This window comes from Cohnella soli, from assembly GCF_042655525.1.
Classification (GTDB): domain Bacteria; phylum Bacillota; class Bacilli; order Paenibacillales; family Paenibacillaceae; genus Cohnella; species Cohnella soli.
The window spans coordinates 580,037-600,632 of the sequence record NZ_JBHSMI010000067.1 but is presented as its reverse complement, the minus strand read 5'-3'; the positions used below and the strand labels follow the sequence as shown (position 1 = coordinate 600,632).

Annotated in this window: 21 protein-coding genes and 1 tRNA gene; 12 read left to right on the top strand and 10 right to left on the bottom strand. The window is 44.6% G+C overall.

All coding sequences use genetic code 11. From position 1 onward, the window contains the following. Window positions 1-13 precede the first annotated feature (13 nt). Window positions 14-676, bottom strand: a complete 663-nt coding sequence (locus ACFPOF_RS32030; protein WP_378139994.1) for a response regulator transcription factor — start codon at window positions 674-676, stop codon at window positions 14-16. A 191-nt stretch (window positions 677-867) separates the two neighbouring features. Between ACFPOF_RS32030 and ACFPOF_RS32025 the strand changes: the two genes are divergently transcribed. Then, window positions 868-2,034, top strand: a complete 1,167-nt coding sequence (locus ACFPOF_RS32025; protein WP_378139992.1) for an HD-GYP domain-containing protein — start codon at window positions 868-870, stop codon at window positions 2,032-2,034. A 268-nt stretch (window positions 2,035-2,302) separates the two neighbouring features. Then, window positions 2,303-2,378, top strand: a tRNA-Thr gene (locus tag ACFPOF_RS32020). 576 nt (window positions 2,379-2,954) lie between these two features. Here the strand turns inward: ACFPOF_RS32020 and ACFPOF_RS32015 are convergent. Together ACFPOF_RS32015 and ACFPOF_RS32010 are read right to left on the bottom strand one after the other, a co-directional pair. Continuing rightward, a complete protein-coding gene (locus ACFPOF_RS32015; protein ID WP_378139990.1) occupies window positions 2,955-3,542 on the bottom strand; it encodes a hypothetical protein in 588 nt (195 codons plus the stop codon). Window positions 3,543-4,073: 531 nt separating this feature from the next. Continuing rightward, a complete protein-coding gene (locus ACFPOF_RS32010; RefSeq protein WP_378139988.1) occupies window positions 4,074-4,508 on the bottom strand; it encodes a DUF6941 family protein in 435 nt (144 codons plus the stop codon). A 1,205-nt stretch (window positions 4,509-5,713) separates the two neighbouring features. Between ACFPOF_RS32010 and ACFPOF_RS32005 the strand changes: the two genes are divergently transcribed. After that, on the top strand, window positions 5,714-5,998 hold the full coding sequence (locus ACFPOF_RS32005; protein ID WP_378139986.1) for a hypothetical protein: 285 nt from the start codon (window positions 5,714-5,716) through the stop codon (window positions 5,996-5,998). A 40-nt stretch (window positions 5,999-6,038) separates the two neighbouring features. On the opposite strand, the gene ACFPOF_RS32000 is transcribed toward ACFPOF_RS32005, so the two are convergent. The 5 genes from ACFPOF_RS32000 to ACFPOF_RS31980 all read right to left on the bottom strand — a co-directional run bounded on the left by ACFPOF_RS32000 (window position 6,039) and on the right by ACFPOF_RS31980 (window position 9,783). Next, on the bottom strand, window positions 6,039-7,052 hold the full coding sequence (locus ACFPOF_RS32000; protein WP_378139984.1) for a hypothetical protein: 1,014 nt from the start codon (window positions 7,050-7,052) through the stop codon (window positions 6,039-6,041). A gap of 326 nt (window positions 7,053-7,378) precedes the next feature. Next, window positions 7,379-7,942: a hypothetical protein gene (locus ACFPOF_RS31995; RefSeq protein WP_378139982.1), complete on the bottom strand. Its 564-nt coding sequence runs from the start codon at window positions 7,940-7,942 to the stop codon at window positions 7,379-7,381. Window positions 7,943-7,960: 18 nt separating this feature from the next. Beyond that, window positions 7,961-8,584 carry a hypothetical protein gene (locus ACFPOF_RS31990; protein ID WP_378139980.1) on the bottom strand — a complete coding sequence of 208 codons (624 nt, stop codon included), beginning with the start codon at window positions 8,582-8,584 and terminating at the stop codon, window positions 7,961-7,963. Beyond that, a complete protein-coding gene (locus tag ACFPOF_RS33590; protein ID WP_465251478.1) occupies window positions 8,581-9,567 on the bottom strand; it encodes a hypothetical protein in 987 nt (328 codons plus the stop codon). Before ACFPOF_RS33590 ends, ACFPOF_RS31990 begins: the two co-directional genes overlap by 4 nt. Window positions 9,568-9,615: 48 nt before the next feature. Then, a complete protein-coding gene (locus tag ACFPOF_RS31980) occupies window positions 9,616-9,783 on the bottom strand; it encodes a hypothetical protein (RefSeq protein ID WP_378139979.1) in 168 nt (55 codons plus the stop codon). Between the two features lie 1,834 nt (window positions 9,784-11,617). On the opposite strand from ACFPOF_RS31980, the gene ACFPOF_RS31975 reads away from it, so the two are divergent. From ACFPOF_RS31975 to ACFPOF_RS31935, 9 genes are all read left to right on the top strand, one after another. After that, window positions 11,618-12,307 carry a M2 family metallopeptidase gene (locus tag ACFPOF_RS31975; RefSeq protein WP_378139977.1) on the top strand — a complete coding sequence of 230 codons (690 nt, stop codon included), beginning with the start codon at window positions 11,618-11,620 and terminating at the stop codon, window positions 12,305-12,307. After that, window positions 12,288-12,782 (top strand): gluzincin family metallopeptidase, encoded by a 495-nt coding sequence (locus ACFPOF_RS31970; RefSeq protein ID WP_378139975.1) that lies wholly within the window; start codon window positions 12,288-12,290, stop codon window positions 12,780-12,782. Before ACFPOF_RS31975 ends, ACFPOF_RS31970 begins: the two co-directional genes overlap by 20 nt. Window positions 12,783-13,112: 330 nt before the next feature. Further along, window positions 13,113-13,754: an HAD family hydrolase gene (locus ACFPOF_RS31965; RefSeq protein WP_378139973.1), complete on the top strand. Its 642-nt coding sequence runs from the start codon at window positions 13,113-13,115 to the stop codon at window positions 13,752-13,754. 5 nt (window positions 13,755-13,759) lie between these two features. Then, a complete protein-coding gene (locus ACFPOF_RS31960; protein ID WP_378139972.1) occupies window positions 13,760-14,170 on the top strand; it encodes a 6-pyruvoyl trahydropterin synthase family protein in 411 nt (136 codons plus the stop codon). After that, the gene (locus ACFPOF_RS31955) at window positions 14,167-14,883 is read left to right on the top strand and encodes an SDR family NAD(P)-dependent oxidoreductase (RefSeq protein WP_378139970.1); all 717 of its coding nucleotides are present in this window, start codon (window positions 14,167-14,169) and stop codon (window positions 14,881-14,883) included. The genes ACFPOF_RS31960 and ACFPOF_RS31955 overlap by 4 nt, the downstream gene beginning before the upstream one ends. Window positions 14,884-14,897: 14 nt before the next feature. Further along, entirely contained in the window at window positions 14,898-16,109 is a 1,212-nt protein-coding gene (locus ACFPOF_RS31950; protein WP_378139968.1) for a DUF6421 family protein, read from the top strand. A gap of 27 nt (window positions 16,110-16,136) precedes the next feature. After that, window positions 16,137-17,351, top strand: coding sequence for an argininosuccinate synthase domain-containing protein (locus ACFPOF_RS31945; RefSeq protein ID WP_378139966.1), 1,215 nt, complete (start codon window positions 16,137-16,139; stop codon window positions 17,349-17,351). A gap of 14 nt (window positions 17,352-17,365) precedes the next feature. After that, a complete protein-coding gene (locus ACFPOF_RS31940; RefSeq protein ID WP_378139965.1) occupies window positions 17,366-17,767 on the top strand; it encodes a Rid family hydrolase in 402 nt (133 codons plus the stop codon). 33 nt (window positions 17,768-17,800) lie between these two features. After that, a complete protein-coding gene (locus ACFPOF_RS31935; RefSeq protein ID WP_378139963.1) occupies window positions 17,801-19,009 on the top strand; it encodes a type III PLP-dependent enzyme domain-containing protein in 1,209 nt (402 codons plus the stop codon). Between the two features lie 72 nt (window positions 19,010-19,081). Here the strand turns inward: ACFPOF_RS31935 and ACFPOF_RS31930 are convergent, their stop codons facing one another. Both ACFPOF_RS31930 and ACFPOF_RS31925 read right to left on the bottom strand, forming a co-directional pair. Further along, window positions 19,082-20,038: an aldo/keto reductase gene (locus ACFPOF_RS31930; protein WP_378139961.1), complete on the bottom strand. Its 957-nt coding sequence runs from the start codon at window positions 20,036-20,038 to the stop codon at window positions 19,082-19,084. Window positions 20,039-20,055: 17 nt separating this feature from the next. After that, window positions 20,056-20,592: a cupin domain-containing protein gene (locus ACFPOF_RS31925; RefSeq protein ID WP_378139959.1), complete on the bottom strand. Its 537-nt coding sequence runs from the start codon at window positions 20,590-20,592 to the stop codon at window positions 20,056-20,058. Window positions 20,593-20,596: the final 4 nt, after the last annotated feature.

Sequence of the window (20,596 nt, the reverse complement as noted above, 5' to 3'; positions counted from 1 at the left end):
TTCGGGTAGGGGGTTACGTGACGATCATGTCTTTCAACCAGATCACGGCTTGCGTCCGATCGTTCGTTCCGACTTTATCGTAAATGGCGCTGATGTAATTTTTGACCGTTCCTTCGCTCATAAAAAGCAGCTGGGCAATTTCCCGGTTCGTGCGTCCTTCGACCATCAAGGCGATAATGCTCATCTCCCGGTTCGTGAATTTCAAGTCGGATGCTCTCCCTCTGACGTTCGGAGGAGGAGGCACGCGGCCGGGAGTGGAAGAGGCGAGTCGCGCGGCCAGCTTGGCGGCGATGGCAGCAGGGAGCATAATGTCGCCGCGGGCGGCGTCCCTGATCGCTTGCAGCAGCTTTTCCGTAGGGATGTCCTTCAGCAGGAAACCGACGGCTCCAGCAGCAAGCGCTTCGACGATGTAATCGTCTTCGTCGAACGTCGTCAGCATGAGCGCTTTTGTGCGTGGGAATTCGGTGCGCAGCTTCTTGACCGCTTCGATGCCGTTCATGACGGGCATGCGGATATCCATCAAGACGAGGTCGGGATCGTATTCCGCGACGAGTCGGCATGCCTCTTCGCCGTCCCCGGCGGTTGCGACGACTTCGATGTCGTCTTCCAGTTGAAGAATCGTTTGCAATCCGTCCCTCATCAACGATTGATCGTCCGCGATCAATATTTTCAGCATTGGCGCATATCCCCTTTCTTCTTTACATTATAGAGTAACTGGAGGATTTGACCAGAGCCGCCTTCGTTCGACATTCGTTACGTTCGTGACGGGATCAGTGACACGGGTCACTGGTCATATGACCCACTGAAACGGTACGATAGGTTCATCGGTCGGGACAAGCGACGTCCCGCGTTGAAGGAGTGATTCGAATGATTATTATGCATACGAACGAATGCCGCCCTGGCATGAAGCTGGGCCGGTCGATTTATACGGAACAGGGTCATGTGCTGGCGGGACGCGGATTCGTGCTGACGGAGCATGCGATCAAAAAACTTCAACAGCTGGGATTGCCGTATTTGCATATCGAAGAACTGGGTACAGAAGACATCGCCCCGGATCAAGCAATTCGTGACGAGACGATTATCGTGATTCACGGTGCATTGACTCATGTCATGGACGAACTGGTGGGCGGGACGAATGATAAGCTGTCGCAAAGCGTCGTTCGCTTCTGCCACGATGCATCCAAAATTCTTGTGGACGATCTCAAATCGCGGCGTAACAGCTTGTGCATGCCCGTACATCTGACGACGACAGTGGCTGACGGGGACAAACAGCATTTTCTCGAACATGCGATGAATGTCGGCGTATGCGCGACCCGGCTCGGCATTGAGGAAGGACTCGTCGGCGAAGAACTTCAGGCGCTGGCAATGGGGGCTATGCTTCATGACGTAGGCCGACTTCTGTTGCCGGACGGATTGCGCGCCCGCATCACGAGCAATGACGGTACGTATAGATCACACGCGGAGCTCGGGTTTAAGCTGCTGCGTGACAGCGGGTTTCCGTTAACGACCGCGCACTGCGCACTGTTCCATCATGAAAGAATGGATGGCAGCGGATATCCTTTCGGACTCGAAGGCCGCAAAATCCATCCGCACCACCAATGGATCAGCATTTTCGATATGTTCGACACGTTGGTGAACGGACGCGAAAGCGGGATGCCGATGCTTCCGCACGAAGCGCTTGAAGTGCTCTATGGAGGCGCCGGTTCGTTGTACGATACGGATAAAGTGTGTCGTCTGCGAGACAATATGGCACTGTTCCCGCGCGGAACGACCGTTCGTCTGAGTACGGGCGAGCTCGGCGTCGTGTCTGCTCTTCACTCGGACATGAAACAGCGGCCGATCGTGCGCGTCATCCGCACGGCCGACGGTCGGTTGCTTCCTCAGCCGTACGAGGTTGATCTGAAGCGCCAGCTCGACTTAATGATCAGCGGACTCGGCACCGACAAAGCCGCAGCCGAGACGACAGCCCAAGCCGCAGCATCCGCGCAGGAGCTTCTGGAGCGACGATCGAACAAAGTGTTTCACGTTGTGTAAATGAAAGTTCAAAAAGTTCGGTCTTCAGCACCGAGAAGGTTGAAAGAAGCTAGGGAATGAGGAGCGGAGCGTAGGAGAGCTTTCGTGAGCACCGGAAGTCCCGGCTGAATTCAAGATTCGACGTCGAAATAGCTACCCTGAATGACTTCGTGATCAAAAGCGGACTTTTTGAACCACCTCTATAAGTGGCGAGAATGTGAAACCATAAAATACCATGGCGAAATGCGTTGACTTTTGTCCCCGCATTGACTATTATAATAAAGGATTTGCTGATGTAGCTCAGCTGGTAGAGCAACGCATTCGTAATGCGTAGGTCGGGGGTTCGAATCCCTTCATCAGCACCATTTAATAAATCCTTTAATTACGCGCTCCCGGGAACCCGGGGCGCGTTTTTGCGTTGTAGAACTCCAGTTTACGATTTCGTCCAGTCGCATAGATAAATTTTATCCGATTAAAAAACACCGAAAAAACTGAGCGTTGTTCCTTCTGAGGAAATAAAATGGAGATGAATATATAAAACAACTCAATAGGGTAAGGAGACGCTCACATGAGTTCCATACAACGGAAGGGGAAACTTGGACAGACAACAGGATTGGATAGAATAGCATCAAAAGCACGAGAAGATACGAAGCTTCAGTTTACTTCTCTCACCACCATATTTCTAAGGAACGGCTAAAAGATTGCTTGCAGCACATTCCCAAACGAACGACACCCGGCGTGGATGACAGGGCTGTTATAGATTATCCTTGAAGGAAGTAAAGTCTGCAGAAGCGATTATGGTCTCAGTTCTAAAAACTTTGCCAGGGTCTGGTGAGACCGAGGGATGAGAAAGACGAGATTCACCGACAAGCCGATGTCTTACGGGCCTTGTGTCCGAATAAATACAAAGAGCCTTCCTAATGAAGCGAAGGCTCTTTTCTTTACGATGCTCTTTCGGCCGAAGAGTCATTGTCCTCGGGCCTCAAAAAGTGAATCGAGAGTTTTGCGAGCAAAAGGTAATACCCAAAATCGTTTAACGAGCGGATACGTTCGATTTGGCCTGCCTCGATTAATTTCCTGAGTAAAGTTGTGTTGAAAGAGGAGATTACTGAGAAGTCAACCACGTATTCTCTTCCTTTGTGCTCAAACAGAGGAAGATACATAAAGCCAGTGATGACTTGATTTCTAATATCCGTTGGATTGAGTCCTGCTTCAACAAGAACATCAAGCGGGTGAGCAACAGCAAATTTAACATGTTGGTCTCTGTCGAAATCGCATCCACATGTCAGAAGCATACCGATACTGTCATCAAAAGATGCTAGCTCCCCTTCGTCATTGACATAAGGAAGGACTAGATTTGTAAATATATCACCTTGTGAAGGTAACCCCAATAATGAAGTGCGGAATATGTCAAGGTGTGGACGATTCCTGCTCTTGAGCTCCTTTTCTAAAGCTCTATATGCATTAGAGGCGGTGTCAGGATCTATGGAAGGGAATATTTCTTGGACGAGATCAATAAATTCCCTCATAGGTTATACAACTTCCTTTTTACAGAGCTTTGCTTCTTTAACACTTGACTGTGCATTATTTTCTCGTCTGGAGTAAGTGGACGAGAGCCCTCGAAAAGAGAGTCCACAACATGATTCCAGCCGGGTCTTTCGCTTTGACCTCGAGCTTCACGAGCTGATGGTGTCTTTTTCATGGCACTCCCCCCATTCCCATCAGATAAAGGGCGACTTCTTTCATTATAATCCAGTACTACGTAACTTAGTATTGGATTTTCGTTGGAATTGTAACCGCTTGTCCCCTTCTGGATCAGAGGCAAAATTCTCACTCCGGTATTACCTGGGCCTCTTGGGCCCTCAGTCACACTGGAGTCGATAACGTATGAGAAGTTTTGCTGAGCGATCGTTTGAGGTACCACATACGAACCAACGGCGATAGCGCTTGCGACAGCTAGGTTAGGAAGACCTCTGAAGACAGGTGTCCTAATCGGAGTTACCGATGTGTTTACAGTGGTTGGCAGGCCGTCAATGACGACTTTGAGGGTGCTTGACATGTCATTCTTTCCCCCAGACATGTATTGGATAGGTGCCAATAAGCACTCCGTCAAATAAGAACTTAGTGTGGTATATCCCATTTGATCTTAATGGGACGTTTCTGAAATCAATTGAGAATGTTGCTCCTCTCAATTCCGGGGGGAGAGTTGTTGGTATTTCTGGAAAAGCCTGCAGTGGTAACACGCCAGTATCGGCAATTGATGGTTCATTGGGGTCAAAGTGAAAAGTTAATCGTATTTCATGGTCTGATTTAAAGTCGAAATTAAAAACAGAAGCCGTTATGGCAAATGAAAACAATGACGGTGTAAAAGTTGGCTGAAGGACGTGAGCAGGGCCGACTACGTTAAGCCTTGTGTCAACTTCTTGATTAGCGTTTGTTGTTTGCGTCATCGAAGCGCTTTCTGAATATACGAAAAAAGCAACGGTTGCCGGCATAAATTTCTCTCCTCATAATTCGTGACAAAATGTTCCTGATTGTTCCTATTTTACTATACTGTAACTGAAATGCGAAATAAGGAATTTCGATTGCTATTTCAGGCATAATAAAAATGCTCTTTTGTTGTAGTACATTCCGTCATCTAGCTTGATAATTGTATCTCCCTTATGAGGGTCAACCCCTTCAAAAATGTTTCGTTGATTATCTGGGCATTCATTCCTACATATATAGAGGAAGTTACGAAGGTCGTATCCAATGCTCGACGGCACACCGCGCAAGTTGTTCAGGACTTGAGTTGGCCGCTTGGGACACATCAAATACGATCCAGATAACACTCGGCCTTCGGTAACCTTGAGGAAGTTGAAGGAAAAGTGTTAGAACGCATTCGTATTGCTTAGGTCGGTGTTCGAATCCCTTCATCAGCAGTTTCCGATCGAACATCTGAGTGAGAAAGCTTGAATGTTTATTTTATTGGATAAATTTTCTAAATAAAAGCCGATTCATTAATGGACAACTCCATTAATACTGGTACTATCCTGTACGGCGCGGGTCAAACTCTTATCAATTGGGGGGGGGGGACAAGAATGCAAAAATGCTACCTGTAGGAAAGCCAGGCATTACATCCTACATGACTCATACAGTCATTTTCTATAATCTCGAGTGACGACGATAAGTATCTGCCCTGGATCTGTAGCAATTATATTCAACTATATGTCGTAGAAGATCCTAATATAAATATCATTACCACGCTGAAGAACTGTATCAATACTAATTACTATATTTGTATGGTGGTTAACGCGTTCTTCATCAAAAAATATAACTCTCATGATCCTGAGTTTCATCATCCACTATTCATATACGGATACGATAGTCATAAAGGTGTATTCTACTGTGGAGATTTTTTTCAAAATGGTACTTTTGAATTTGCCGAGATAAGTGAAGAGGAAATTGTCGATGCTTTTAATCATGTGAATTCAGACAACTATTGGTGGAATGGAATGAAATTGTTACAGAAAAAAGAAACGACCTATCATTTGGATATTGAATATATAAAAGATCAATTTGAACATTACTTTCATTCAACTGCTACTTCAACATATTTTAGATCGTTCTATAACGAATTTATTAACCCTGTGTACGGCAAAGTATTGTTTGGCATGGATAACGTGTACAGTAGAGATTGTTGGAGGATTTGAATGCTCTCATGCAAGGAGAAAAGTACTATGATGTAAGAGGGCTAGCAGTACTCACGGATCACAAAAAAGCGGTACTAATGATTGTTCAAAAATTGGTTAATGACGGATATTTATCGGGCGATTCAATAGAGGATTGTAGAGGAATCTTAAATGATGTGCAATCTGCAAGAAATTTATATTTGAAGTATTCGATCATTCCGGAACAAGAATTGATTCTTAGAATTCGTGACAAATTAATAAGAATACATGAAAAAGAGAAATATGCCCTCGACAAAATCATTATGAATTTGTAGCTCGCCATAACGCCTGTAACGTCGGTAATACGGAAAGCTACTATCTGGGATTTTGGGTGATTGCCGGAATAAACAGCTCTAATACTTTGCGTTCATCCTTTTCAATATTCTCAACATATGAGGTCATCAGTTGTAGTAGCCGCTTCTCCTTAGTAAGGTCATATTTGATCATGAGAGATCGGAGAATGTTGCACTTTTTTTCAATCTCTTCATACATGGAATATATGTTTTTTATATTTGTTACAAACCCATACTTCTCAAGGTAATCCAACCTTAATAACATGCACTTTTTATGCTCCCACAGCAGTTGAAAGGCATGCACACTGAAATATCCCCTACCTGCTACTTCTTCGATATGATCGATAAAATCCTTGTATACGTTCATACCGAATCTAGAGGGCAGGGGATTTCTGTTTGGTCTATATTTTAGCGCAGTATCGCGAGAAAAATAGTAATCTTCTAATAGATCTACCACATTGGTTACATCAAAATGATATGCTGTTTGTTGATGAAATTGGAACAAAACCACATAGTTATCATAGTTATTCTGAGCATCCATCTCAAGATAAGCTTGCTTCACTTGCTCGAATGTTGCGGTTGACCTTGAGAATTTTCCACCCTCAAAAAAACCAGCGGTGTGAAAGGATTTCTCGGTAGCATCATACCCATATATTAATATCATATGAGGATAGCGAAATTTCTGAAATGCTGGAGACTTAGGGATATAAAATTCATCAAGGAAGATAAAGACATAGTAATGATTGTCGATTGCATTCAATAATAAATCGATAATATTAATATTTAACCCGGCAATCGTGCTTCTGTCTATTTGGGAGACATTCGCTAAATCGAGATTGTCTGCTAGTAAAGATGGTGTATAAAAGTCTAGCCAATGACTCGGTTTTGGCATTTTTTTCAAACTGCAGAGTTGAATGAAGTTCGAGTATAGATAAGGATAGATTTCTTTGTGGTTCAACAATCCAGCTAGCACGAATGCATGGTGAGGATAGGTTGTAATAAATGGATCGGCAAACGGTAGAATCTTCTGGCTCAATATCTCAGATCCTCTCTATTTGTCTTATGGCGTAATACGAGAAGCGAGGCGACAGATCCAAAAAGTAAAATAGCGGCGTGGGGATAGCCTCCCACACCGCTATTTTCAAACATGCACCATCATTTTCTTAAGCGAGCTATTTATCTTCTTTTTTTTAGGAATGAAGCAACAAGAAGAAAAACACACAGTACGACGATAATTGCGGAAATAAACGACATGCTGGACGACCCGTTCGCCATCGAGTGCGACGTTTCTTTCGGGGTGTGATGAAGATGTTCACTGGTTGCGGGGGGGCTTTGATTGGATGACATTCGGGTCAGCTCTCCTTAACGTCTAGCACAACTGCAGGCCATATTCTTTTTTTCGTCAGCGGACGGAAACATGTGGAGGAACATGGCGACAACCATGGGGATGAAAACAACCGTATTGTAAAACAAATGCAGTTCGACTCTCGGGGCAATCAGTTGAATGATGCTCGTAGGGGAGGACGCCCCGAAAAAAATCGTATGAGATACTTTTTGGATCAACAATAAGAAGTGCTCAATGTGATGCCAGAATTGGATCGCCAGCGCGATATTCCACCATACAAGCGACCTTCCGGTAAATCCTCGGCGCAGCAGGAAAAAAAACACGAGCATAACCAGGGCGTACCCGTAATGAAGCCATTCCGAATGAACGAGCCACGGATAATAGTATCCGAGAAATCCGAGCGCTTGCGGCCTCGGCCAGTGCAAGACCCAGATTTGATAAGCTTGCGTCAAATGCTCGGCCCAGTGCAGCAGAGTAATCAGTAGAAATAGCTGCAGCATTCTTTCGTGGTACAGGGTGTTAAGGCGGTGAAGCAGTCCTTTTTTTTCGAGTTGGACATCAACTTGAGCAGGATTGTGCATTCGTCTTTCAGGCTCCCTTCATATGCTTTCTAGCATTAGAGTATAGGAGGACGGTCGGGAGTGCTCGGGGGAAGTTGATTTGTGTTTTGAGGCTTTGCTTCCCAATGTTATGGCGAAGATATGGCAGAAGGGATTATCGGGGAATTCAATAGCTATTAATTTATTATCATTAAGAATATTGGAAAAAGAATGGTGGATATAGAGCATTGAATTTTCAGACAAACTTCTTGCTTGCAATACTTCTTCATTACTATTCTCGTGCATAAATCTAGTTCTGTGTCCTATGTTCCCCGCAGGGAAGGGGATTTTAATGATTTCCGTCTCTTGATTCTCAAAAAATAAAATTATTTTCTCATTATAGTAATAGGGAAAGCCACTACATAAAAAGTGAATTGAAGAATATTTATTTTTCGCGATCATTATTTTTTTAGACTCACAGGACAAATTATCGTTTCTATCGGCTGATATTTCTGGGAATTGAAAAGGAACATTATTCAAAGTGAAACACTCTCGTGACTTCGGTAAATCACTTGAACGGTAATAATCTTCGATTCCGTTACGGGGGACTAACAGATTATCAATATCATAAATAAGTTTATTATTCATTTCACTGGATAGCTCTAACACAACATAATCGTTCACTTTAGAGCCTCTCTTTCAAGCTTCGTTGCAAATGGAAAAAACATATCGTTGTATTGTTTCTCCAGGTTGATGATATCTAGTATTCTATTGGCTGAGTTAAATAATGATTTGAAATGATATTGTTTGGAACATACGTACTTAATAAACACCGCGTAAATGATCGACCAGTGGTTAATTATTTCGTCTAATACATCAATCAGATCTTTTTGAAGCCCAAATACTTTAATAAATGCATAACGTTGTGAGATTTTATAAGCGCATATCCTTGCAAGCGAAAATTGTATTAATCCTTGTTCTTTCCCTAATAGAGTTTCATTACAAATGAGCTTCTGATAATGATCGTGAATATCAGAGAGTGTGTTTACACTTTTATATATCTCATGGCTATGCCTCATCACATTATTAGCGTAAATCCTTTGATATTTATTCATATATAATTCTTCAATTGCATCTTCATTAGGGATATTTGAGTCAGTGTAGTACTCAATATAGGTTGGGTGTCCTGTATAAGTATGCAAATTTTCAACATAGCTTTGGTAGTAAGATACTAAATCAGAGTAACTAACCTCACTAGCAAAACATCGCGTGCCATCTTCGTCTATGACATTACAAACTTGATAAAAATCATCGAATCCATAAATGAGATAATAATGTGGAAATATTTTAAGTTGATGATCAACAGAAAGCAATATTAAATAATTGTTTTCAATAGAAGACTTAATATCGCTTATTAAATTTGAAGAAATCATTCTAGAGTTCGATAAAATCCCAATATCTCTCAAAACCTCTTTCTCGTCTTTAGATTGTACTGATTTCATATCATAATTAGTGATTGATATACATTCATATACAAACATTTCGTTAGCCAAAAAGGGCAAGATACTTCTTTTAAAAGATTTCACCATTGTGAAAAAAGGAGGGTAATAGCAATTTTTGTAAAATAGCTCATCGAAAAGATTAACGCCAATTTTTTTGCACCCCAAGTTTCTCATTCCCCTTGTTCAATTTAGATCTACCGAGTTTCTAATTGTTCACAAGGCATTTTTCTTCTTTTCAGTCATTGGATATGTTTCTGAGAGTTTTCTGTATAGTGTTAGATTCTCTTGCTCGAGCGCGTCGCGTTCCTTCTTCAACTTTTGTATTTCTTCGCGTAGCCGCTCAACACCAGCTTCCATTAATGTTTCTTTGTCTGGTATCATACTATGCGCCACCTAACTTTCTTTTATCAGTGCCTGTTTCATATGGAAGTTCTCGAATTCGAAAACGAGCAAAGAATGCTTTCACCGGTGGCTGGCGTGCATTGAGAGGATGATACTCGCATCAAATTCCTTCTTTTTAGCACAGCTGCAGGCCATATTCTTTTTCTCGTCAGAGGACGGAAACATGTGGAGGAACACGGTGACAACTATAGGGATGAAAATAATCGTATTGTAAACAAATGCTCAATGTGACGCCAGAATTGGATGGCTAGGGCGATGTTCCACTATTCAAGTGATCTCCCGGTAAATCCACGCAGTAGGAGAAAGAACACACCAGCATAATCAAGGCTTACCCGTAATTAAGCCACTCCGAATGAACGAGCCATGGATAATATTATCCCAGATATCCGAGGGCTTGTGGTCTCGGACAGTGCAGGACCCGAATATGATAAGCTTGTGTCAAGTGCTCTGCCCAGTGCAGCAGAGTAATCAATAGAAATAGCTGCAGCCTTCTTTCATGGTACTTGGTGTTAAGGCGGTGTAACAGTCCTTTTCTTCGAATTGGCCATCATCGTGGGCAAGTTTGAACATTCGTCTTTTCAGGCTCCCTTCATATATTTCTAGCATTAGAGTATAGAAAGGAAACGCGGCATGCTCGGGAGAAGTTGATTTTGAGACGTTATTTTGAGTTGTCACTCTCTAGTGCTGGAATCAACCGTCTAAGCTTGATACCGTACAAATCGAATTGTTGCCCAGTTGGCTTCGCGTACGGAACTGGATTTTTTGAATTTGTTCTCCCGCATCTTTTGAGACCGTAATCCCGATTTTCTATTTACCACCCTGATGAAGGAGAACACAGCAGAACATCACTGACTCTTCCAGGCCTCATTTACTAAAATGGGTGATCTGTCTTCAGATGACTATGTCAAAAGCAACGGGGTTGAGGTACACGAAACTCTGAAATCGGTAATGGATGCGTTAGAACCCCGGCAAGTGGCTTTGACGTGCAAGGTGCTGATTGGCTAAGGCTTCACGCGGCAGTGGCAAAAAAAAGCGGCAAGGAAGAGTTCGTGCCTACAGACGATGGGGAGGAGAGTGGATTCTAGTCTGTGCGAGCAGTTCATTGAAGCCGTTTTACCAAGAGTCTTTGCTCCGTTGTTATCGAAGCCTAATGCAACTTCGCTTGACAGTCGAGCATGTAAAGTTGAGTCACGGTTACATTTACTTTTACTTCGTGGTTCCGGACGGCAGATGCTCGAAGCCCTTATTGAAGGCGAAAAACAGATTCAAAAATGATGGCCCGTGGCACGATGAAGAAAAAGAAAGATAAGCTCGATCTGGCGCTACAAGGGCAGGCATTAGCCGCTTGTTCAATCATACCTTCTTTTAATACTTTAGCTCAGATATTTTCAGGGTAGTATCAAACTTATTAGCTATCATTCAAAAGTATAGTCTATCCCGGTTTGCAGCCGAATAATTCCCTAATATTTATATTAAAAGTAAAACGAGGAGATGCTCCGTGTTCATTGTTCAAACGGCACAAAAATAGCCAAGCTGCCCCTAGTGATAAGGACTATATTGAATTTAATCATCAGAAAGGAGACGCATTATAAGACAAATGGCGATCAAAGTCGGAGATCCGGCACCCCTGTTTCAATTGCCGGCTGTAGAAAACGATATCGTGAAAGAGATATTAATTGATGAATATAGGGATTTCTTTTTGCACGATGGAAAATTGCGCATTTCGGGATTATTCGGCTGAGTTCTATCTGAATATGCCCCTCCCAACCGTTTTGCTGGGAATCAGCCCCGACATGGCGACTCCTGCACCCGAATGAACGCTTTGTGGATGGTGCTCACGACCGGGGAATCCCGATGGGTGGATGAGCTGGAAGTTTGTGAGACGAGCTACCAAAACGTGATTACTTCCTCACAGATGGCGGAGACAATCAACAGGCTTGAAAGGAGTTCCGACTCGAAAGACAATCGTCAGGCTGTCGTGCTCTCAAACGAGAGGCTTGAGTTCTCGGAGGATATGCGGCTGAGGGAACAAATGACGACCATCTGGAACGAGCTTCATTATACGATCGCAACGTTTCGGGCGCAGATCGACGACGCATCGTTCACGGAGAGGGAAGTTCATATCTTGCTGCGTACCCTTACGGATGATGAACAAAGAAAAAAGGTATGGCAAGAAAATATGAGATTGGGCGAAAAGATAGCGCCTGGCCTTTTGCAATTGGTACGTCTGCGAAACCAAGTCGCGAAACAAAAAGGGTTCTCCGATTACTTCGAAATGAAACTGTTCGCTCAGGAGGTGGATCCAGACGAACTTGATCGTCTTATCGAACAACTTCGAATTCAACTGGAACATTCCTATCGTTTTGCAAAAACAAGTATGACGATTACCTCCTCGATCAGTTCCACCTTTCCCCCTCGGCCAGGCCATGGCACTACGCCAACCCCTTTATGCCTAGCGGCTTCTCTCCCGAATTCCCCCTGGAATGGGATTTGTCCTATGTAACCGATCGCTTGTCATCCTGGTTAAGAAAAACCGGCTGGCAATCGAACAGGTGCTGAAATCTGCAGATTTACTTGAACGGCCGGGCAAAAGCCAAGCGAATTGTTGCTTGCATATCGATCGCAGCGGCGATATTCGTCTGATGGGGAATATAAGCTCGAATCTCAACGGCCTACGAGTTTTCCTGCACGAGGTCGGCCATGCAGTATATGAGAGCAAGCTGAGCGCAGAGCTTCCTTTCTCGTTGAGGCAACCTGCTCACATTTTCCTGAGCGAAGCGGTTGCCCTTTTATTCGAACGGCTAAAGGAAGAGGAAGACTGGCTCAAGGAAATGGGGATTAGCGGTGATACCGATCGATCGGCGCAAAAAGCGTATCGTGACCAACGGCTTGTCCGTCTTTATTGGACGATGACCGTAGTGAAATTCGAAAGAGAGCTATATCGAAATCCCGAAGGCTCTCTGAACGAAATATGGTAGCGAGAAGTTGAAATGGGAATCGGAATAACGTGCCCCGAGCATTGGGATTACCCTTATTGCGCTGCGATCGCACAAACCGAATTTATCATTGACGAACTCTCCGCGGCAAAGGAGAAATAATATGGATATAGTACATTTATCCATTATTCCCCAGTATAAGAAAGAGCAAGAGCAGTCCACTCAGGTGAACGGGGAAATGAAAACATACTATTTGTCGGAGGAAGAGTTGAAACGTTAGATCGATTTACCGAAACCGAAAAATAGCAAGCCTATCATACCGCATTAAACGGTAATTCCTAATAACTATCAAACAGAAAGTTAGGATAAAGAATGATAAAAGCTATTTTGTTCGACATGGATGGGGTGCTGCTCGATTCACGCGAACTTCATTTCATGGCACTGAACAGGGCGCTGCACGAAATCTGCGGAATGGAAATATCTCTTTCCGAACATCTGTCTACTTATGATGGTATACCCACAATTGTAAAATTGAAGATGCTTGAGATCGAAAAAGGGTTACCCGCTGATCTTCACGGGATCATCATTGAAAAAAAACAGCACTATACGGTAGAACTGCTTACACGATGTTGTCATCCGAATCATTCTCACATCATGATGCTGGAAAGGTTAAGGAATGAGGGATTTGAACTCGGGTTGTGTTCAAATTCAGTGAAGCAAACTGTCGAGCTTGCGATGAGGCATTTAGGGATGAGAGCCTGCTTTAATTTCCTTTTGTCTAATGAAGATGTGGACAATCCGAAACCGCATCCGGAAATTTATCAGAAAGCGTTCAAGCTCCTTGGCAGACAGCCAACGGAATGCCTGATTGTGGAAGATAGCGATAAAGGACGCGAAGCGGCGGAGAAGAGCGGTGCACATCTACTGATGGTCAAGGGAATTGAACAAACCGATTATGATCGTATTAGCCTAACAATAAAAGGTATTGAAGATAACTTAATTTTCATGAGGTGATTTTCTTGGCTAAAGTTCTGCTATATAAGGAAGCTGAATTTTCCGCTTCGCACCGGCTATATAATGAGCAATTAACTGAAGCTGAAAACGATACGATCTACTCCAAGTGCGCTGTAGAACACGGACATAACTATCGCCTGGTTGTCGGAATTGAAGGAGAGGTCGACGGGAAAACAGGGATGGTAAAAAACGTTTCGGAGCTGAATCAAATTTTGAAAAAGGTTGTATTGAATAAATGTGACCACCAAAGGCTATCCTTGCTGCCGGAATTCAAGACTATCGTACCGACATTAGAGAATCTCGTGGTTTGGATTTGGGGTTTGTTAGAACCCTATTTACCGGGACAGCAATTGAAAGAAGTTATTTTATACGAAACGGACCGTACGTTTGCAAAGTATTGCGGGCTAGGTAAATGAGCCGGACTTATTCCGAGTATAAAGGAGTCGCGCTCGTAACAGGTGCGTCAAGCGGAATCGGATGGAAAACAGTCGTTCGTTTACTTCGAGAAGGCTACTATGTTTTTGCGCACCAAAGGAAAGCTGTTCCTCCGCGGGATCTCGATGAACTCCCGATATCCGATAGAGAAAGCTTGACTTTTTTGTCGTGCGATTTGGACGATACGGACTCCGTTATGGAATGGATACAAAAGGATCTCCGAGAAATTCCGATTCAAATCCTTATCAATAATGCGGGGAAAGCATCGAAAATCGATTTTGAAAATATTTCGGCTTTCGAATGGGAATCCGTGTTTAGAGTCAATGTGATTGCCCCTTTTTTACTATCCCAATGGGCGTTTCAATCGATGAAAGCTAGAAGGTCGGGGGGAATCCTGGTGCACGTTTCATCCATGGCATCCATCCCGAACGCGGAAAAGTTTCATGGTTTTACGGCATATACAGCCTCAAAGTACGCATTGGCGGGATTGTCGGAAAATATAGCGAGCGAAGGGCGTGGATTAGGCATCTATTCGGTATGTATTTCTCCTGGGGCGGTGCGCACGAAGATGATGGAACAAATGGTTCCCGAAGCCGCCTCTTGGATGGAACCGGAAGAAGTCGCCGTCTTTATCGCTTCCCTAGTCCGCGATTTTCCCGCTTTATGCAATGGTACAAATATTATTTTGAAATGAAGGGAGCAATAGATATGCCTCTCATGTATTCAGATCGTGATATTTCGGGTTTGCCCTGGTTTTCCTATGCAACCGATTTGGTTCATGTTTGCAATGAATTAAATCAATATCTGAACAGCAATGGCTCTATGGCTGTTAACGAAACAAGCGGTGCTTTGTTCGAACGATTGGCTTGCGATCTTACCGAGCTAATCCCGTTTTTTAATGAGTCCTATATTCGTGCGCTGCTGCAAGATTTGGAAAAATGGAAATCGTCGGATTTTCAAGTTCCCGACTTCCAAAGCTCCTATGAGAACTATAGCAGGGAAATCAATCATCAATTCGGCTTTTTTCTATTTCCTATCTATGATCTGACTTATCGAACGAAGAACGTATCTTTGGGCGCATGTTTCTTGTACAGGAACGAAGACAGCGAGATCCAGGAACTGAGAAGCGTGTATTCGGATGCCGTGTTCCAAGGAGTAGAGTTGCTGCTTGCGACGAATGCGTTTATTAAGAACAACGTGTTTACTTTTTTTCCGGAAAATATTTATCTTCCCTGGTTGTCCGACCAACGGAAATTCGCCTACTTTTTTATCAGCAACTATTTGAAAATCTTTTTTGGCATCACAAAGCCCCTTTGTTTGCCGATCATGCAAACGCCATTAAGAATATTGAACGTCGACGCGCATGAGGTGTATGACGTGAGATCCGTATTTTCCTTCGTACACGATCATTTCCACTATCAAGGCGTATTGCCGTTCAATGATTTTTATCCATACAAAACGACATTGCTGGGTAGTTTTTTCGAAGAAGCAAGGGTGGATGCCTTAACTTGTCTAAACCTATTAAAACGCGGAACAGAAAACAGTTTAATGGCCGCCGAGTTGATATTATTGGAGCGGATGTTTAGGTATAGTTACACGAACGAACCGACGGATAGCTTCGATACCTTAACGAACTACTATTTCCTTCGCTATTTGCTCGAGAAAAAAGCGATAACGGTCAATAAGATGAAATTTTCCTTCGACTTCAATAAAATCCCGCAAAGTTTGGAGAGCCTTACGGCGGAGATCGACGAGGTAGAAGTAAAAATGCTTTGTTCTTCGCCTATGCATTTCGAAAAACATATCAGAGATTGGGCTTGCCCATACCTCGAATTCGACCATGAGGGAAGAGTGTTAAATACATTGTTCTCAAAATGGTTGAAGGAGAACCGACCGATTGCTGCAGATAATTGCAAATAAAATCGCGCTTGTAAAGGGGGGGATCCTTTGGGCACCGTATTGTACCAAATGGGCGATCTTGCTAAATATAAAGGAAAAAAAGCCGTCCTGCTATATTCCGGCGGGGTAGACAGTATGTACGCGGCACTCAGTCTGGTGCAATCCGGCATCGACGTTCACGCATTACGCATCGATATCGGCCAATCGCCCTCGGCTGATCTTAAAAGTAACGTCGAGAAAATCGGCGTTAAACTCGTCGAGATCGATGCCAAAAATGAATTGTGCGATTCCTATATCCGCATCGGCATCGCCGCCAACGGATTGTACAATCATCACTATCCGATCTCCTCGAGCTACACGCGTCCGCTGATCGCGAGTAAGGCTGTTCATTACGCACAGAATATTGGCAGTCAGCTCATCGCGCACAGCGCGACCCCGGTTCAAAACTCGGCATCCCGATTCAACATGTCGATTCTCGCTTTGGCCCCCGAAATCGATATTTACTGTTCCGCTATTCTTGAATATGCGGACAGGGACAATAAAATCAGTTACTTAAAAAGCAGGGGGCTCACCCTGGTTAACGATCATGAATTATTTTCCGTCGACGAGAACTTATGGGCTCGGGTAGTCGAGAGCGGAACATTGGAACAGCACTGGCTGAATATGTCGGTCCGCGACGTATTTACATGGACGAAAATCGATAAAAGCGCGAAACCTATTTCCGTTAATTTGCGTTTCGAAGAAGGTATTGCCGTCGAGTTGGACGGGCAGGCTCTCCCCCTCGTGGATATTATTCTGCGCTTAAACGAGAAATTATCGAAGTATGGAATCGGAAGATACTCCGGATTCGAAGATAATGCTTTCGGCGTGAAAAACAGAGAAGTTCGCGAAGCCCCCGCGGCGGTGCTCTTGCATTCCGCACATCGTCTTTTTGAAGAAATGATTCTTTCGGGCGACGAATTAAGAGTTAAACATTTTCTCGACGTTGAATGGGTAAATCTCGTCGTAGGTGGCGGTTGGTTCAGCAGCTTAAAAGGTCCGTTAGATGCAGCGATACTTGCATTCAACAAAGATATAAATGGAACGGCTACTTGGGAAGTCGATCACGGGAGTCTTATCTGCAAGTCGATAAAAGCGGATGCGTCCTTAGCCTCGGCTCAATACCCGCGCTTTTCCGAAGAAATCAAAGGATTTACGATCGAGAGTTTCTACAAGCACTTGGCTAGAAAAATGAGAATCGGTACCAAAAGACCGGTCCATTAGGAGGAGTTGATCGCATGGACGGGGAAGCCCAAATCGTGGTACGCGCATCTTCAGGTTCTCCTTATGAGAATAAAATCGGTTTTTCCAGAGCGGTAAGAAAAGGCAGTTATTTTGTCGTGGCCGGCACGGCCCCTATAGACGAGAGCGGCGCAACGGTTGTAACCGTGGATGCCTATGATCAAATGAAATGCTGTATACGGATTGTAAAGCGTGCCATTGAAGATTTGGGTGGAAGTCTAGATCACGTCATACGCACGAGAATTATACTTACTTCCATCGATGACTGGGAGCTTGCTGCAAAAGCGCATCATGAGTTTTTTGCGGCGATTCGTCCGGTAACGACCGTCTTCTCTGTCGACCGTTTTATTAGAAAGGAATGGAAAGTGGAATTGGAAGCCGAGGGCTTCATTTCATAAGAACGATAATCCGAGAGGATTGATTGGATTCTCATGTTGCCTGAGGTTTTGGATGGTATCCGGCAATTGACTCGAACGCATGCGTCACCCATTTATGTTTATCATTTCGATGCCATCAAAAGACAAGTCACGAAATTTCGTGAGGGAATGCATCGTTCGATAAAGCTGTTTTATTCTTTGAAGGCCAATCCGAACCCGCATATCGTCAAGCGGATCGGCGAGTTGGGCGTGGGCGCGGAAGTCTGCTCCGGAGTTGAACTCAGTATTGCCGATAGCGCGAAAATTTCCTTCAAGGATACGATCTTTTTGGGACCCGGGAAAAGAGAAGACGAATTGTATTCCGCGGTACGCAATGGCGTACGATTTATAATCGCGGAGTCGTTCGAGGAGCTGGAACGCCTCGATCGTATCGCTAAAAGTCTTCATATGGTTACGGACGTAGGTATTCGGGTAAACCCGCTAAGGCCTGGCGTGAGTTCGAAGTTGGTCATGGGCGGACTTCCATTGCAATTCGGAATCGACGAGGAACAAATAGCGCCGATCCTTGAGCGGTTTGGACGGTTTTCCAATCTCAAACTTGCTGGTATGCATATGTATGTCGGAACCCAAAATCTAAATGCAGAGTCCATTATTGAAAATACCGACTATATACTGAGAACTGCAGGTCGATTCGTTTCGGAATTCCGCTTAGACTTGCGGTATATTGGAATTGGCGGCGGCATGGGAATTCCGTACGCGCAGTCCGAGAAGGATTTAAATCTCGACCTTATGCATGCCGGAATAGGGTGCGTGATTGATCGATATATTCAAAATCACGGGAACGTCGAGATTTTAATGGAGTCCGGAAGATTTATCGTCGGAGAGTCGGGTATGTACTTGACGCAAGTAATTGCGACAAAAACGTCTAGAGGAAAACATTTTATCGTCGTAAACGGCGGAACCCATCATTACTCGCCTACTTTTATGGCGCCATTGACCAAATTCGATGAAACGATTATCACGCCGTTCATGGACGATGAGGGTCGCGAAAAACGATTGCAGACGATTGTCGGAACGTTATGTACGCCGCATGACGTCCTGCTAAGAAACGTAGAACTTCCCGCCTTCCGATCCGGAGACTGGATAGGCTTTAGAAATGCGGGAGCCTACGGCCTAACGGCAGGTCGGGTTCTTTTTTTAAGCCACCCCCTTCCGAAGGAATTTCTAATCGCCGACGGATGTTGCATAAACATTCGAGAGTGATTTCAAAACTAAAGCTTAGCAGACCGGTGTGCGGGATACCGGCTTGCTAAGCTTTTTTCGAGCGGATTTTATTTATGGCGTGAACGCCTCAAACGCTATTTTACGAACTTCGGATATAACGGATGGACTTAACTTGATTTCGGAGGCCGGTAGAAGGCTTAAAATATGATCGGTTGCGCGGGTTCCGATTAGCGCGCTGGTTAACGCAGGGTGCGCCAAAATATAGGCGATTGCCAATTGAGGCAACGTGATCCGCAATTCGGAAGCAATCGGTTTCAATTTTTCAACCCTCGCCAAATTTTTTTGAAGGCCTTGTCTGATATGCCAGGAGCTTCTAGAACGCCAGTCTTCGGGGGTAAACCTCGAGTCGGTTGTATATTTTCCCGACAATAAGCCGGACGCTAAAGGACTATAGGCGATTACGCCGATTCCGTTGTTTAAGCAATGAGGCAATAGATCCGTTTCGGCAGCGGGGCGCAGAACGGAGTAGGGCGGTTGAAGCGCGTCCAGATGACAAACGGCAAGGGATTTATTAAGCAGACGGATATTAAAGTTACTGACTCCGATATATCGGACTTTCCCGTCTTGAACGAGTTTTTGCATGGCTAAGAGAGTTTCGTCTATCGGTGTTGCATTGTCCGGCCAATGAACCAGAAGAAGATCGATATAATCCGTGTCTAGCCGACGTAAGGAAGCTTCAGCCTGTTGAATGACGGAAGCGTACGAAACGTCTTTCGTTATTTTCTTTTCCGTATCCCAAACTAATCCGCATTTCGTGGCGATAACGACGTTATTACGGTTGGATTTAAGAGCCTTTCCGAGTATGGTTTCGGAATGGCCTAAGCCGTAGGCAGGCGCAGTGTCGAAAAAATTGATTCCGGCGTCCAAGGCGCATCGAATGCTTTGAATCGAAAGCCGATCGTCTTGGAAACCCCAAGAGCCTTCCCATCCGCCGCCGCCGACTGCCCAAGAGCCGAAACCGATAACGGAGACGAGCGGACCGTTCTTGCCCAGCTTGCGATATTCCATGATAGACATCCTTTCTTTTACTGCGTAACCCGGACTACGCGAGTGTCGGTAAAGATGTCCAAAGCATCTCGGCTCGTACTGGAAAACTCCGAAACGATGGCTCCACGGTCTCCGGCTTGAAACCAATGCAAGGTTGAGGGAGGAATCGTAAATTGTTGACCCGGCTCCAGCACGACTTCTTGAAAGACCGTGTAGAAGTCTTCGCTTCGATACGGGATGAAAGCGTTTATGCTTCGGCTTGGTTGTCCTTCGACGTAAAGAAAGACTTTCCCCCAGCGGCATCGGAAAGTTTCCATTTTTCCGGGGTCCTTGCCGTAGGGGGGATGAAGATGCTGCGGACAGGTTTGCCGTGGAAAAAGCACGATTTCCTTCGCGCAGTATCTGTCGTTATTAATATAAGTTACGATTTGCAACCCTTGTTTCTCTAGTTCGCCGAGCCCGAACGCGACGATCTCGATTCGGCTTCTTTCTTCTAGCGTTAATGCGACGCCGGCGTTGAAAAGCATTTCGCAAGTTCTGGCCCGCGCGGTTTCAATCTCGGTATTATGCGTCATCGAT

Coding starts and splice junctions, on each gene's coding strand:
- ACFPOF_RS32030 (WP_378139994.1), bottom strand. CDS start 676: ATGCTGAAAATATTGATCGCGGACGATCAATCGTTGATGAGGGACGGA.
- ACFPOF_RS32025 (WP_378139992.1), top strand. CDS start 868: ATGATTATTATGCATACGAACGAATGCCGCCCTGGCATGAAGCTGGGC.
- ACFPOF_RS32015 (WP_378139990.1), bottom strand. CDS start 3,542: ATGAGGGAATTTATTGATCTCGTCCAAGAAATATTCCCTTCCATAGAT.
- ACFPOF_RS32010 (WP_378139988.1), bottom strand. CDS start 4,508: ATGCCGGCAACCGTTGCTTTTTTCGTATATTCAGAAAGCGCTTCGATG.
- ACFPOF_RS32005 (WP_378139986.1), top strand. CDS start 5,714: ATGCAAGGAGAAAAGTACTATGATGTAAGAGGGCTAGCAGTACTCACG.
- ACFPOF_RS31995 (WP_378139982.1), bottom strand. CDS start 7,942: ATGCACAATCCTGCTCAAGTTGATGTCCAACTCGAAAAAAAAGGACTG.
- ACFPOF_RS31980 (WP_378139979.1), bottom strand. CDS start 9,783: ATGATACCAGACAAAGAAACATTAATGGAAGCTGGTGTTGAGCGGCTA.
- ACFPOF_RS31975 (WP_378139977.1), top strand. CDS start 11,618: ATGAACGCTTTGTGGATGGTGCTCACGACCGGGGAATCCCGATGGGTG.
- ACFPOF_RS31970 (WP_378139975.1), top strand. CDS start 12,288: ATGGGATTTGTCCTATGTAACCGATCGCTTGTCATCCTGGTTAAGAAA.
- ACFPOF_RS31965 (WP_378139973.1), top strand. CDS start 13,113: ATGATAAAAGCTATTTTGTTCGACATGGATGGGGTGCTGCTCGATTCA.
- ACFPOF_RS31955 (WP_378139970.1), top strand. CDS start 14,167: ATGAGCCGGACTTATTCCGAGTATAAAGGAGTCGCGCTCGTAACAGGT.
- ACFPOF_RS31950 (WP_378139968.1), top strand. CDS start 14,898: ATGCCTCTCATGTATTCAGATCGTGATATTTCGGGTTTGCCCTGGTTT.
- ACFPOF_RS31940 (WP_378139965.1), top strand. CDS start 17,366: ATGGACGGGGAAGCCCAAATCGTGGTACGCGCATCTTCAGGTTCTCCT.
- ACFPOF_RS31935 (WP_378139963.1), top strand. CDS start 17,801: ATGTTGCCTGAGGTTTTGGATGGTATCCGGCAATTGACTCGAACGCAT.
- ACFPOF_RS31930 (WP_378139961.1), bottom strand. CDS start 20,038: ATGGAATATCGCAAGCTGGGCAAGAACGGTCCGCTCGTCTCCGTTATC.
- ACFPOF_RS31925 (WP_378139959.1), bottom strand. CDS start 20,592: ATGACGCATAATACCGAGATTGAAACCGCGCGGGCCAGAACTTGCGAA.